This is a genomic window from Candidatus Phytoplasma prunorum (assembly GCF_036924415.2).
GTDB lineage: Bacteria > Bacillota_I > Bacilli_A > Acholeplasmatales > Acholeplasmataceae > Phytoplasma > Phytoplasma prunorum.
Window position 1 is genome coordinate 1 of record NZ_JAZHCY020000004.1, and the last position, 15,457, is coordinate 15,457.

Annotated in this window: 11 protein-coding genes; 2 read left to right on the forward strand and 9 right to left on the reverse strand. The window is 19.6% G+C overall.

The features are described 5' to 3' along the window. The 9 genes from V9D86_RS00225 to dnaA all read right to left on the reverse strand — a co-directional run. The coding region (locus V9D86_RS00225) for a Spx/MgsR family RNA polymerase-binding regulatory protein (protein ID WP_334330800.1) at positions 1-436 on the reverse strand (436 nt) is incomplete at its 3' end. A 440-nt stretch (positions 437-876) separates the two neighbouring features. Further along, positions 877-2,499: a glutamine--tRNA ligase gene (glnS, locus tag V9D86_RS00230; protein ID WP_334330801.1), complete on the reverse strand. Its 1,623-nt coding sequence runs from the start codon at positions 2,497-2,499 to the stop codon at positions 877-879. Positions 2,500-2,513: 14 nt separating this feature from the next. After that, positions 2,514-3,503 carry a tRNA (adenosine(37)-N6)-threonylcarbamoyltransferase complex transferase subunit TsaD gene (tsaD, locus tag V9D86_RS00235; protein ID WP_334330802.1) on the reverse strand — a complete coding sequence of 330 codons (990 nt, stop codon included), beginning with the start codon at positions 3,501-3,503 and terminating at the stop codon, positions 2,514-2,516. 18 nt (positions 3,504-3,521) lie between these two features. Beyond that, positions 3,522-4,076, reverse strand: coding sequence for a tRNA (adenosine(37)-N6)-threonylcarbamoyltransferase complex dimerization subunit type 1 TsaB (tsaB, locus tag V9D86_RS00240; RefSeq protein ID WP_334330803.1), 555 nt, complete (start codon positions 4,074-4,076; stop codon positions 3,522-3,524). Positions 4,077-4,116: 40 nt separating this feature from the next. Further along, positions 4,117-4,563, reverse strand: coding sequence for a tRNA (adenosine(37)-N6)-threonylcarbamoyltransferase complex ATPase subunit type 1 TsaE (gene tsaE, locus V9D86_RS00245; protein WP_334330804.1), 447 nt, complete (start codon positions 4,561-4,563; stop codon positions 4,117-4,119). A 144-nt stretch (positions 4,564-4,707) separates the two neighbouring features. Continuing rightward, a complete protein-coding gene (gene gyrA / locus V9D86_RS00250; RefSeq protein ID WP_334330805.1) occupies positions 4,708-7,224 on the reverse strand; it encodes a DNA gyrase subunit A in 2,517 nt (838 codons plus the stop codon). Positions 7,225-7,268: 44 nt separating this feature from the next. After that, positions 7,269-9,170, reverse strand: coding sequence for a DNA topoisomerase (ATP-hydrolyzing) subunit B (gene gyrB, locus V9D86_RS00255; protein ID WP_334330806.1), 1,902 nt, complete (start codon positions 9,168-9,170; stop codon positions 7,269-7,271). Between the two features lie 111 nt (positions 9,171-9,281). Then, positions 9,282-10,412 carry a DNA polymerase III subunit beta gene (gene dnaN / locus V9D86_RS00260; RefSeq protein WP_334330807.1) on the reverse strand — a complete coding sequence of 377 codons (1,131 nt, stop codon included), beginning with the start codon at positions 10,410-10,412 and terminating at the stop codon, positions 9,282-9,284. 10 nt (positions 10,413-10,422) lie between these two features. After that, positions 10,423-11,793, reverse strand: a complete 1,371-nt coding sequence (gene dnaA, locus V9D86_RS00265; protein ID WP_334330808.1) for a chromosomal replication initiator protein DnaA — start codon at positions 11,791-11,793, stop codon at positions 10,423-10,425. Between the two features lie 877 nt (positions 11,794-12,670). On the opposite strand from dnaA, the gene V9D86_RS00270 reads away from it, so the two are divergent. Together V9D86_RS00270 and V9D86_RS00275 are read left to right on the forward strand one after the other, a co-directional pair. Beyond that, positions 12,671-13,684 carry a MetQ/NlpA family ABC transporter substrate-binding protein gene (locus V9D86_RS00270; protein WP_334330809.1) on the forward strand — a complete coding sequence of 338 codons (1,014 nt, stop codon included), beginning with the start codon at positions 12,671-12,673 and terminating at the stop codon, positions 13,682-13,684. 831 nt (positions 13,685-14,515) lie between these two features. Further along, a complete protein-coding gene (locus V9D86_RS00275; RefSeq protein ID WP_334330810.1) occupies positions 14,516-15,262 on the forward strand; it encodes an ABC transporter permease subunit in 747 nt (248 codons plus the stop codon). Positions 15,263-15,457 lie beyond the last annotated feature (195 nt).

The following is a 15,457-nucleotide window of genomic DNA, read 5'->3' on the forward strand; positions in this document are numbered from 1 at the left end:
TTTTTTTATAAAAATAAAACTTAAGTAATCTTTGATATTCTTCAAAATTATTATAATTTTTATTTTTCATAAAATAACGTTTTAAATCTCTAGACAAAAAAATTCTAATATCATCACTATTATATCCTACTTGAATTTTTTTATCACATACAATTATTGGTGTTCTTAAAATACTTGGATATTTAATAATAATATTTTTCAATTCCAAAACATTTAAATTTTCAAAATTAATTTTTTTTTCTTTATAAATATTAGATCTTTTAGAAATTATATTTTTAAAACCATATTCTGTATTTTTTAATATAAAATTAATATCAAAATAATTCATTTTATAAAAATTTAAATTAAACTCTTTGTAATCCAATTTATGTTCTTCTAACCAATTTTTAGCTTTCTTACATGAAGAACTACTTAAACTAGTATAAATCCTAATCAATTTAATATATTCCTCCTTTATAATAATTTAATTAATATTTTTTAAAATATTTAATATTAAATTATTTAAAATTTAAAATAATAATAAATATATGAAAAGAATTATAACAAAAAAAAAAAAATATTCAACTAATAGGCATATATATAAAAAAAATATAATAATAATTAAAAAAATTTAAAAAATAAATATTTAAATTTTTTTAATTATTTTAAAAATAAAAAAGATCAACTTAAAGTTGATCTTAATTATTATTTTTTTAAATATTAATATTATCATTAAATTATAAATATTAATATCATTTTATAATGAAAAAAAATAAATAAAATAATTTAAATTTAAAAAATAAAATAGAAAAATATTAGTTTGTTTATCTATTGTGATATGATTAATTTTTTTTATATTTATATAAAAAAATTATTAATCAATATATTTTAATTGATTTATTTATAAGATTTTTTTAAAGAAATAATTTCATTAAAATTCAATATTTTTTCTTCCTTTTTATCAAAAACAAAATAACCGTTTCTAATAAATTGAAATTTATCTAAATTTTTAAAATTTTTAAAAGAACTATCTAAAAAACCAACTTTAGTTTCTAAAGATTTAAAATTAAATTCTAATTTTAAATCTTTAGGTTTTTCAGTTTTATACATAAATGAAAAAAAATTAAAATTAGCTTTTTGCGCAGTATTAACTTCTACAAAATGAATAGTTCCATTAGGCTTTCTTTCATTAAAACCACTACCACTTTTTGTTTTAGGATCATAAGTAGCTAATAATTCAATAATTTCATCATTATTATTTTTAATAACATCATAAACTTTAATAAAATAAGCATGAAATAATCTTATTTCACCATTTAAAAACAATCTTTTGTATTTTATGTCAGGTTTATTAATTTGAAAATCTTCTTTTTCTATATATATTTCTCTAGAAAAAAAAATTTTTTTAGTTTGAATTAAATAATCATTATTTTCTTGAAACTCTAAAATTTCTTTTTTATTTAAAGGATAATTAGTAATTGTTACTTTTAAAGGATTTATTACAGCCATCATTTTAAAAGTTTGAGATTTTAAATCATCTCTTACAAAAGATTCTAACATACTTTTCTTAACTTTAGAATTAGTTTTAGACAAACCAATATTAGATAAAAAATTTTTAATAGAATTAGGGGTATATCCTTTTCTTCTTAATCCGGATAATGTAGGCATCCTTGGATCACTCCAACCATCAACTAAATTATTATCTACTAAAAATTTTAAATTTCTCTTACCTAAAATAAAATTTGTAATATTTAACTTACCAAATTCAATTTGAGTAGGAATATGAGACATTTCTGTTTCTTTAATAACCCAATCATATAAAACTCTATGATCTTCAAACTCTAAAGAACATAATGAATGACTAATTTTTTCAATAGCATCTTCTAAAGGATGTGCATAATCATATGTAGGAAAAATAAACCAATCAACATTTTTTAAAGTTTTAGCATGTAAAATACGATATAAAACAGGATCTCTTAAATTAATATTAGGACTTTTCATATCTATTTTAGCTCTTAAAACTTTTTCACCCTCCTTATAAAATCCTTCTTTCATTTTTTGAAAAAGTTTTAAATTTTCTTTTATACTACGTTTACGATAAGGAGAATTTTGGCCAGGTTCAGTTAAATTACCACGAGTTTGAAATATTTCTTCAGAACTTAAATCATCCACAAAAGCTTTACCTTTTTTAATTAAATTTAAAGCTCTTTCGTACATTTCTAAAAAATATTCAGAAGCAAATAATATTTTATTGGGTTTATAACCTAACCATTTAATATCTTCTAAAATAGAATTAACATAAATTTTATCTTCTTTAATAGGGTTGGTGTCGTCATATCTTAAATTAGTTTGCCCATTAAAAAAATTAGCTAATTCAAAATTAATAAAAATAGCTCTTGCATGACCTAAATGTAAAAAACCATTAGGTTCAGGCGGAAAGCGTGTAATAATTTGATTATATTTTTTTTTTTTTAAATCTTCCATTATGATTTTTTTAATAAAATTAGATTGTTTTTGCATTTTTTTACTCTAATTTAAAAAGATAAATTAGGTTTACCTTCCCAACGATAATTTTGATTAAATTTTAATTGATATTTAAATTGATAATAAGCTGCTATACCAATCATAGCTGCTTGATCACCACAATATTTTAAACTAGGAATAATAACTTTTAATTGAGAAAATTCACTCAAAAATCTTTTTCTTAAACTATAATTAGCAGCAACTCCTCCTGTAATAATTAATTGTTTAAAAAAATATTTTTTCAAAACTCTCTTTGTTTTTTCTACTAAAACATCAATAACACTAGACTGAAAAGAATTACAAATATTTATTTTTTCTTGTAAATTAAAATTATTTTTAGAAACTAAATTAAATATTAAACTTTTCAAACCAGAAAAACTAAAATTAAAATTATCATTTTTTAAATAAGGACGAACAAAATTAAAAGTATCATTACCTTTTTGAGCTAATTCATCAATAATAGGTCCTCCGGGATAACCAAAACCTAAAATTCTAGAAACTTTATCATAAACTTCTCCGATAGCATCATCACAAGTAAAACCTAACTTTTTAATTTGTAAATAATTTTCTAAAGATAATAATTCTGTATGTCCTCCTGAAACAATCAAAACTAGAGCAGGAAACTCAATTTCATTTTCTATTTGCGCCGCATAAATATGCCCTAATAAATGATTAATACCTAAAACTGGTTTTTTATAAATATAACCAAAAACCAAAGCACAATTAATTCCTACCAATAAAGAACCAATTAAACCTGGTCCTTGAGTGAAAGCAACTAAATCGATTTTTTGAGGTTGAATATCAGCCTCTTTTAAAGCTTTTTCTAAAACTAAAGTAATATTTTTTACATGTTCTCTAGATGCTAATTCAGGAATAACACCACCATTCAATGAATGTTCTTTAATTTGAGAAAAAACAATATTTGAAAGAACTTTTTTACCATCTTTAGTTACAGATACACTAGTTTCATCACAACTAGTTTCAATCGATAAAATTATCATATTTTTTTCCTTAAATTCTTAAATTTTAACTAAATAATTAGGAACTAAAGTATGTATATTATTAACTTTTTTTGCATAAAAAAAAATTTTTTTAAAATCTATTTTAATATTATCATTATTTATTAAAATATGATTTGGATAATTATCTAAAAAAATTTTGTTATATCTTCCTTCTGGTAAAATTATTTTTTTATCTTTCAAACTTAAACCAAAAAAAAAATTATTTCTAGCATCTATTAAAGGAGTTAAATATTTTTTAAAATATCCACTAGTTAAAAGAATTAAACTACTAATTTCTAATAAAGGTATATCAAAAGATAAAGCAATTATTTTCGATGTCAAAACAGCAACTCTAGTGCCTGTATAAGATCCAGGGCCTGTACCTACTAAAATACCATCCAAATCTTTAAAATCTGTTTTATTTTTTTTTAATACTTCATCCATCAAAGGAACCATATTAGTAACATATTTTTTTTTTTCAAAATTTTTTTTAAAAGTTACTATATTACCATCAATAACTAAAATAACAATTTGAACTTCGGTAGAAGTATCTAAAATAAGAAAATTTTTCATTTAATTTATAAATACCTTTAATATATATCTTTACTTTTTTTTAATTTAATTCAATTAAAATATTTCTTTTATTTTCACTTAAATAATCAATTTTTACTCTAAAATTAAAATTACTAAATGATTTTCTTAAATCTTTATAAGTTTCAATAACTAAAACATCTCCTATTTCAACTTCTTCCAATAGCTCTAATAAATTTTCAAACTTAAAAACAAAACGATAAATATCTATATGATGTAAATTTCTTATAGAACCAAAATAAGTTTTCATTAAAACAAAAGTAGGACTATTAATATTTTTTTTTATACCTAAAGATTGTGCTAAACCTTTGGTAAAAGAAGTTTTACCAGAACCTATTTCTCCTTCTAACAAAACAATAACTGTTTTTTGAATAAATTTAATTTTTTGTCCTAAAAATTTACCTATTTCTTTAGTCTCTTCAAAAGAATTAGTTTTTTTTATTATTATTTTTTTATTTTTTATTTTCATTCAAAAACTTTTAAACTCCCTTAAATTTGAAAATTTTTTTTATATTTCAAATGTGTAGTTCATTTATTTATTTAATTAATTAAATATCTTATTAATAACAATTATTATTTTTTAATTAATAATATTTAATAATATTAAAAAAAATTAAAAAATTTCAATTAAAGTTTCATCATTTGATTCTTCTTTTTTAATCAAAGTTTTTTTAATCAAAGCTATCGAAGATACTTTATCACTTTCTTCAAGCGAAATCAAAACATTTCCTTGTGTTACTTTAGATTTAGTCAAAGGTATTTGTTTAGTATCAATTCTAACTACTTTTCCATGATCAGAAAAAATAATTAATTCTTCATTTTGATAAATAGTTAAAAGTCTCACTAATTTACCATTTCTACAAGTTATTTTTAATGTTTTAGTACCTTTACCACCACGCATTTGATTTCGATATTCTTTAGCTTTAGTTATTTTTCCATAACCATTTTCAGTAATAACTAAAATATTTTGTTTTTCACTATCAACCACAGTCATACCAATAATTTCTTCTTCTTTTTGTATTTTGATACCTCTAATGCCTGAACTTTTAATTCCTGTTTTTCTAATTTCAAACTCATTAAAACGAATTGCTTTTCCATCAGAAGCAGCTAAAATAATATCTTGTTCGCCAGTAGTTCTACTAACAAATAAAACTTCATCATTATTTTTTAAAACAGCAGCTATTTTACCATTTCTACGAACATTTTCAAAATCTTTTAAAGAATTTCTTTTAATTAATCCTTTTTTAGTTACTAAAACTAAATAATTTTTTTCTTCTTTAAAATCTTTTACACTCGTTAAAGAAGTTAAAAATTCATTCTCTTCTAAAGGTAATAAATTAACCAAAGGAATACCTTTAGAATAACGTGAACCTAAAGGAATTTCATAACCTTTTAATTGATAAATTTTACCTTTATTAGTAAAAAATAATTGATGATCATGTGTGGAAGTAATTAAAATATGTTCTAAAAAATCATTTTCTTGCATTTTTAAACCAGAAACACCTTTTCCACCACGATTTTGTTTTTTATAAGTATCAAGATTTAAACGTTTTATATAACCTCTATGAGTAACTGTGATCAAAATTGTTTCTTTATTAATTAAAGATTCATTTTCAACAGTTAAATATTGTTCATTACTAATAATAGATTTTCTTTTATCTTGAAATTGATTTTTAATTTTTAATAATTCTTTTTTTAAAATTTTTTCTTTTTTAATTTGTGAATTAATAATGTTTTCACATTCAAAAATTTTTAATTTCAAACTTTCTTCTTCTTTTATAATTTTTTTTATTTCTAAATTAGTAATTTTTTGTAAACTCATTTCCAAAATAGCTTTACTTTGAATTTCATCAAAATTATAATTTATCATAATATTTTTTTGTGCATCTTTAACATCATTAGAACCTTTAATAATCTTTAAAACTTTATCTATATCATTAAGAATGATTGCTAAAGCAGTGATTAAATGTTTTTTTTGTTTTGCTTTATTTAATTCAAATTTTTTTTGACGATTAATAACATCCATCCTAAAAAGAAAAAATTCTTCTAACATATTTTTTAAAGAAACTATTTTAGGAACACCATTAACTAATGCTATCATATTAAAACAAAAAGAAGTTTGTAATTGAGTATGTTTATATAAATTATTTAAAATAATTTTAGGTTCAATATCTTTTCTTAATTCAATAATAATTCTCATTCCTCTAGCATTATTAGATTCATCCCTTAAATCAGTTATACCTTCTATAATCTTTTCTTTAACTAAAAAAGCAATTTTTTCAATTAAACTAGTTTTTTTTATTTGATAAGGAATTTCTTTAATTATTATAATTGGTTTATTTTTATCAGAATAAATAATTTCTGTTTTAGATCTAACAAATATTCTTCCTCTTCCCGTTTCATAAGCTTCTTTTAAACCTGAAACACCTAAAATTTCTCCTCCTGTAGGAAAATCAGGTCCTTTAATAAATTTCATTAAACCTTCGGTATCAATTTCTTTATTATCAATATAATTAATTAAAGCATCTATTACTTCGGATAAATTATGAGAAGGGATATTAGTAGCCATCCCAACAGCAATACCGGTCGATCCATTTACTAATAAATTAGGAAAACTGGAAGGTAAAAAAACTGGTTCTTTTTCACTACCATCATAATTATCAATAAAATCAACTGTTTCTTGATCAATCTCTTTCATTAATTCCATAGATATTTTAGACATTTTAACTTCAGTATAACGCATAGCTGCAGCATTATCACCATCAATAGAACCTAAATTACCGTGACCATCAACCAAAGGATAACGATAATTAAAATCTTGTGCCATTCTAATCATAGCTTCATAAATACTAGAATCTCCATGAGGATGAAACTTACCCATTACATCACCAACAATTCTAGCTGATTTTTTATAACTAGATTGAGAATAAACACCTAATTCATTCATTCCATATAAAATTCTTCTTTGAACAGGTTTTAATCCGTCTTTAATATCAGGCAATGCTCTAGAAACAATAACACTCATAGCATAACTTAAAAAAGATTTTTTAATCTCTTGATTAATATTAATTTTTTTAATTTTTCCAATTAAAAAATCTTCATTTTTTAACAAATCATTTTTTTTTGACATTTTTTAGTCTCTTCTTTTTAAAAAATTTTTTATTAGATATTTTATTAAACATCTAAATCAGCATAAACTGCATTATTTTGAATAAATTCTTTTCTTATAGAAACTTCTTCCCCCATCAACATATTAAAAATTTTGTCAGATTCTAAATCATCTTCTAAATTAACTTGTAAAAGAGTTCTAGTTTCTGGATTCATTGTAGTTTCCCAAAGTTGTTCAGGATTCATTTCTCCTAAACCTTTATATCTTTGAATATTAAATTTGCTATTTATTTGACTTAAAATTTTTTTTAATTCTTGTTCTTCATAAGCATAAGTTATTTTTTTACCATATTGAATTTTATATAAAGGTGATTTAGCGAAGTAAATATAACCTTTTTCAATTAAAGGTTTTAAATTTCTAAAGAAAAAAGTCAAAAGTAAAGTTCTAATATGAGCACCATCAACATCAGCATCAGTCATAATAATAATTCGATGATAACGAACCTTTTCAATGTTAAAATCTTTACCAAAACCAGTACCTACCGCTTGAATTAAAGAAATAATTTCTTTATTGCTTAAAATTTTTTCTAAACGAGCTTTTTCAACATTCAAAACTTTTCCTTTTAAGGGTAATATAGCTTGATATTTAGAATCTCTCCCTTGTTTAGCAGAACCACCGGCTGAATCACCTTCAACAATATATAATTCTGATTCCTTTGGATTTTTATTATAACAATCAGCTAATTTAGAAGCAAATCCTAAAGTTTCTAAAGGTGATTTTCTTCTTGTAGCTTCACGAGCTTTTTTAGCATCCATTCTAGCTTTAGAAGATAATAAACATTTTTCTATAATTTTTTTAGCTTCTTGTGGATTCTCTAATAAATATTTTTCTAATTCTTCCCCAAACAACTTAGAAATAATTTGTCTAACTTCAGAATTTAAAAATTTAGTTTTAGTTTGACTCTCAAAAGAAGGATTAGGATGTTTTAAAGAAATAATCATAGTTAAACCTTCTAAAGTATCTTCACTAATAAAATTAATGTTTTTTTTTAACATATTTTTATCTTTAACATATTTATTTAAAATTCTATTAAGAGCCATTTTAAAACCTTCTTCATGTGTTCCACCATCATGAGTAGGAATATTATTTACAAAAGAATAAATATTACTATTATAAACTTCTGTATATTGAAAAACAATTTCAAAAAACATTTTTTCAAAAAATTTTTCTTGATAAAATTCTTTATTTAAAATTATTTTATTTTTATTTAAATATTTAATATATTCTTTTAATCCTTCTTTATAGTGAAATTCAAATTTTTCTTCTATATCTTTTCTTTTGTCAATAATAATTAATTTAATACCTTTATTCAAAAATGCTAATTGTTGCATTCTTATCTTCAAAATTTCAAAATTATATTTTGTAGTTTCTTTAAAAATTTCATTATCTGGTAAAAAAGTAATAACAGTTCCTTTTTTATCTGTATTACCTTTAATTTCTAATTCTGTTACTGGTTTTCCTTTTTCATATTTTTGAAAATATAATTTACCTTTTAAGTGGATTTCAACTAAAAACCAAGAAGATAAAGCATTTACTACTGAAGCACCAACACCATGTAAACCTCCAGAAATTTTATAAGAAGAATTATCAAATTTTCCTCCTGCATGTAATGTTGTTAAAATAGTTTCTACTACTGTTTTATTAGTTTTTGGGTGAATATCTACAGGAATTCCTCTACCATTATCAGTTACACGAATAACATTTTCAGGCAAAACTTCAAGTTTTATTTCATCAGCATAACCTTCTAAAGATTCATCAATAGCATTATCAATAATTTCCCAAACTAAATGATTTAATCCTTTTTCGTTTGTTGAACCAATATACATTCCAGGTCTTATTCTTACAGCTTCTAAACCTTCTAAAACCTGAATACTTTCGGCATTATATATTTTTATTTTTTTTGACATTTTATTAAAAAATTACCTTTCTTTTTTAATAATACAAATATTTAATTTTTTTAAAATATTATTTATTTTTTTATTTAATTTACATAATTTAATAAATTAATATAAAAATTATTAATTTATTAAGGGAAGAATTAAATGTAAAGAAGTTTTATCTTCAAAACTAGTAATAATAAAAGGTTTAAAAGCAGATTGAAAAGAAATGGTAATTTCCTTAACTAAAAAAACTTTTAAAATATCTTCTAGATATTTGGCATTAAAAGATATTTCTATTTCTTTTGCTGAAATATTTTCTAAAGGTAATATTTCTTCTATAATATTACCAATTTCATCATTATAAGAAGATATTTCTACTTTTTTTTCTTTTTTTATTTTTAATTTAACAACATTAACATCATTTACATCTTTATTCGAAATAAAAGAAACTCTTTCTAAAGTTTTAATTAGTTTTTCTTTATCTAATTTAATTTTATTAATAAAATTATTTTCTAAAATTTCTTGTGTTTTAGGAAATTCACCTTCTAAAAGTATTGTTTGAAAAAATAAATTATCAGTTTTTAAAAACATTTTTTTAGAATTAAAATAAATTTGTAAATTATCATTTTCATAATATTCTAAAATTTTACTTAATTCTTCTAAAATTTTGTAATGTATTACAATGTTAAAATTTTTATAATCAAAATCTAATTTTATTTTTTTTTGACTTAAACGAAAATAATCAGTTGATAAAACTTTTAAAAATGGTTTTTGATAAACAAAATTTACACCAGTTAAAATTGATTTTTTTTCATCTTTAGAAGCTGATATTTTAATTTCTTTAATAATTTTTTTAAAAATATTACTTTTAATTTCAATTTTTTCTTTAAATTCTAAAAAAAAATTAATTTTAGGAAAATAATTTAAATTCATTAATTTTAAATTATATTCCAAAAGTTTTGTTTTTATAGTTAACGAATTATTTTCAGTTTTTATCATTTCAATATAATCACTGTTTATTTTTTTAATAATTTCAATAAAATATTTTCCTGAAATTAATAAACTTCCTTCTTCTTTAATTTTTAAACTTTCGTTTTTTATTTTTATTTTAATCGATGTATTTCCATCAGTTGATTCTAATATTAAAAAATTTTTTTTAATTTTTAATTTAATTCCTAAAAAAATAGGAAAAAAAGTTTTATTAGGAATAATTTTTTGAATTTTTAAGAGTTGTTCTAAAAATATTTCTTTTTTAATTTTAAAATGCATTTTGTATTTCCTAAATTTCTTCTTTTGATTTTATTTTTTTTATAATAAAATCAACTGATTTTTTAAATTCTGAGTTTTGTTCAATATTTTTTTCAATTTTTTTGCAACCTTTTGAAATAGCAGAATGATTTTTTTTAAAAAATTTTCCAATTTCATTGTATGAAAATTTATATAATTTTTTAGATAAATACATCGATATATGACGTGGTAATGTATATTTTTTATGTTTTTTTTTTCCTAATAATTCATTAATTTCAACATTATAAAAACTACTTATTATAAGATTAATTTTTTCCAAATATTCTTTTTTGTATGATTTATTTTTAAAATTGTTTATTTTTCCTTTTAAAAGTGGTTTTAAAATTTCTTTAGCAATATTTAAATCAATTTCACTACTGTAAGTTTGAATATAATTAAAAAGTCTTAACAAAGCTCCTTCCATTTCTCTAATATTATTTACAAAACAAGAAGCTATTAATTCTAAAATTTCTTTATTAATTTTAATTTTTTTTATTTCAAATTCATACATTTTTTGATTTAAAATATTTATTCTATGTTTAAAATCTGGTTTTTTTATATCTATTATTAATCCAGCTTCAAATCTTGATATTAAACGTGACATTATGTTTTTTAATTCTGATGTATTTTTATCACTAGTAATAACTATTTGTTTATTATTTAAATAAAGATAATCAAATAATTTAAAAAATTCTATTTGAGTTCTTTTAGCTTCGGACATTATTTGAATATCATCCATTAATAATACATCAATATTTCTATATTTTAATTTAAAATTTTCTATTTTTTCTTCTTTTAATTGATTAATAAAATCTTCTATGAATTCATCAGCTTTTACATATAAAACTTTTTTATCTTTATTATTTTTAATAATTTTATTACCTATGGAATGTAATAAATGTGTTTTTCCTAATCCAACATTTCCAAAAATATAAAGAGGATTAATTTTAATTTCTTTATTTTCAGAAATTTTTTTAGACATTTCAAAAGCAAATTTATTACTTTCGCCTATTATAAAATTTGTAAAATTATATTTTTTATTTAAATTTCCGTAATTATAAATATTATAATTTTTGTTATCTATTTTTTCTTCTTTATTTTCTTCTTTAATTTCTTTTTTTGTTATAAATTTAAATTTTAGTTTTTCTTTAAAAAAAAATTTTGATATTTCATTTATTTTTGATAAATAAATTTTATAAATTTTATTTTTTATAAATTCATTTTCTGTTAAAATAAAAATTATTTCATTTTCATATTTATAGACTTTTTTAGTATTTTTAAAAGTTTCATTAAAAACTTCATCACTGTAAATTTTTGAAATTTCTCTTAAAATTTTTTCCCATATATAATTATATTTTTCCATAATTAAAATTTAAATCTCTTTTCGAACTAATTACTAATAAATTTTAAATTTTTATAATTATTTTTTTTCTTTCTATAACAATAATATTAACATATTTTTTTTTTTTTTATTTTTTAATTTAAATTTTTATTTTTTTTCTATTTCTATTAATATATTTAATTTATTATTATTATTATAAAATTATTTTTATGTTCTTACTTTTTTTTTATAAGTATTTTGCGTTTAATAAAAAAAATTATAGGAACATTATAGGAACATTATAGGAACATTATAGGAACATTATAGGAACATAAAAATAAGATATAAAATTTTTAATATTTTTTTTTTAATATTTTTTTAATATTTTTTTTAAAAGATGAAAAATTTTTTTTTTTTTTTTTTTTAAAAAAAAAATATTTAAATGTTCCTATTTTTTTTGAAAAAAGTTTACTAATTTAAATAATTAAGGAACATTTTTTTATTACTTGAATGTTTTGTTTTTATTAATCATTTAATTATAAATATTTGATTTAGGAACAATTTTTTATTTAGGAACAATTTTTTAAAATGTTTCTATAATGAATTTTAGTATTCGCAAATTACTTAGTTTAAAAAAAGTAGGAACATTTTTTTATATTTAATAAAAAATTAAGTGTCGAATGTTCCTATTTTTTTAAAAATACTAATTTTTAAATTTAATAAGTTGACTTATTAAAAAATTATTGAATAATTAATAAAATAAAATTGAATAATTTATTAAATGAATTTTTTTAAATCCAAAAATTATAATAACAATTTAAAACTAAAACATAAATTTATGTTATATTATGTTATAATTTTAAATATTAAACATATTGAATATATTAAAAAAAATATTATTAGGAGAATTATTTATATAATGAGTAAATTAAAAAAATTTATAATTAAAATTAAAAACATGAATAATTTTAAAAAAATATTTTTTGTTTTTATTTTATTATTTATTTCACTTTTATCATATAGAATATTTACAATATCTAATACAAATGACCTGACAAGAAATATAAAAAGAAAAAATTTAAAAGTATCAACAGCTTTACCTAATGTTGAGAAAATTTTAAATTCATCATGTAAAAATTTTTTATCAAAACAAAATATTGATTTAGAAGTTCAATATCTTCCTGGTAGTTTTCATGAAACAGTAAATTTAGTGGAATGTGGGAAATCTGATGCTGTTATATCATGTCATATGCCTTGGATTTTGATGAATCAAAAAAACGAAAAAAAATGGAGTAATATTGTTCCAATACAACCTTTTTATATTGCTAGCTTTGGTATTTATAAACACCAAAATATTGATCTAAATTTTAATAGTAATCTTAAAGTACTAATTCCAGATGATGATGTTAATAGAACTTTTGCTTTACTTTATTTAAAAAAATATGGTTTAGTAGAATTAAATGATGATAATATTCGAAACGAATCAATAAGTTTTATTTTGTCTTTAGAAAATTTAAAATCAAATTCTAAATTAAATAAAAATAATTTTGAATGTATTTCTTATGGACAAATAGAACAAGCATTTCAAAAACGAGTTAATAATAATTATCAATATAGTTTAGCTGTTAATTTTCCTTCTTTTATGAAAGATTATAATGATGAAAAAATAAATAGTGATAACCATAATTTTTCAAATACAATAAAAAATGATAATTTTTTGTTTGAAGATAAAGAATTTAATATTTTTGCAATTACTTTAATGTCAAGAAAAAATAATCAAGATAATGAAGAAATAAAATATTTAAAAGAATCTTTAAAACAAGATGAAATAGTTAAATTTTACAATGAAAATTGTAAACATATAGGAATTATTATTTATGAAGAAGATAAAATAAAAGATATTATAAATAATATAAAAAATATAAAAATATAAAAAATTTTATTAATATTTTATAATATTTTATAAAATTGTGATATATCGAGAACTTTTTTTGTTTAATCATATCATATTAATATGAACTCCATATAAATTATCATATGAACAAGTTTCAAAATATAAATTGGTTCTAAATTTATACTTTATTTCGTGAAGTTGCTTTAATTTTCTTGAAAGCTTAGAATCTTTAATTTAATTATGAAATTTAATTCATCTTTTGTCTCGTAATAGGTTGTTAAATGTTGTTTCAGTGATACTATTGTCTTAATTATTATAAATTAATTTTTGTTTCCAAGACTAATATTATTATGATTTTTTCTTTAATTCATTATTTGCGTAATGTTTTAACTAAGATATAGTGATTTTTTATTAATATTTAAGTTACTCGCAATTGCGATCTGATATTTTTAGGTGTTCTGTAATGCCTTTTTTAAGTTGAATACCTTTTTTAGCTGGTTTAAGTCTTGGGTTTTGGGTCTTAATAATTTAATTAAGTTGATAATTTTAAATATTACCGCGATAAATATTTAAATATTTTTGTTCAAAGACACTTTAACTATTGTGTTTTTAATTTACAAAATTACCTTATTTTTTGCTTTTAGGTTCATTTCTGAACTTATTTTCTTTAATATCTTCATTTAGAAGAGTCTTTTTGTTTCAATATTTTAACCTCAAACTATTTTAATTCTCTTTTATGAACTTAAATGTTTTCATTTTTAAAGAACGAGAATTTTATGTATTGCATTATCACAATAATCGTAATTATTGCTTAATTTACTCATAATTTTTGCCTTTTTTACGCTCAAATAAGTTTAAGGGAAGTGTTTTATGGATTTTTTTTTAAAAAGATATTTAGAAGTTTTATTTTATAAAGAACCAACAGTTAATTCGAGTAAAGAAAAATCTTATTTAATTTTAAATGGTTTTTTAGAAACTTTAAAATTAATATTGCCTGCTACTTTTATTTCTTTTTTTATAGGTTTATTTTTAGGAATTTTTTTGTATATGATTAAAATAAAAAAAACATATTTTAAAAATAAAATTTATAAAATAGTAAATTTTATTTTTAATTTATTAATGTCTGCTCCTTTTTTAGCTTTTTCTATTTTAATTATTAGAAATTTTTTTGGACCTTATTTTAATTTTTATTATGGATTTGAAGCTGCACTTTTATGTTTAATTTTTATATTAGTTCCTATTTTTGCTCGTAATTGTGAACAAATTTTTTTAGAATTGGATGAAAATATTTATGAAACTGCTTATATTTTAGGTGCAAATAGACTACAATTTATAAAATATTTTATAATAAGAGAATCTATTCAAAGTATAATTTTAAAAACAATATCGCTTTTTATTAGTTGCTTAGCTTATGCAAGTGTTTTAGGTCCTATTGGTATTAATGGTTTAGGAGAAATAGTTTATCGTTATGGTTTTCAGTCTCCACCTTATCATAATTACGTTAATATTTTTACAAGTACAGATGTAATATTTGTATGTATTTTTATTAATCTTTTAATGGTATATATTTTTTATTTAATAGCAATTATTATTAATAATATAATAAATAAAAAATAAATTATTTCTTGAATTTATTTAATAATTTGTTTATAATATTATTATGGGGATGTTTTTGGATTTGCTAGTATCAATTAATTTTATAAAGCATATCTTGGTTATGCAAGTAAAAACATCGAGGTTTTAAATAAACGACGAAAATAATAATTCAATACAAAATAATAAAGCTGTTCCAACATCTTTTTTAAGTAATTT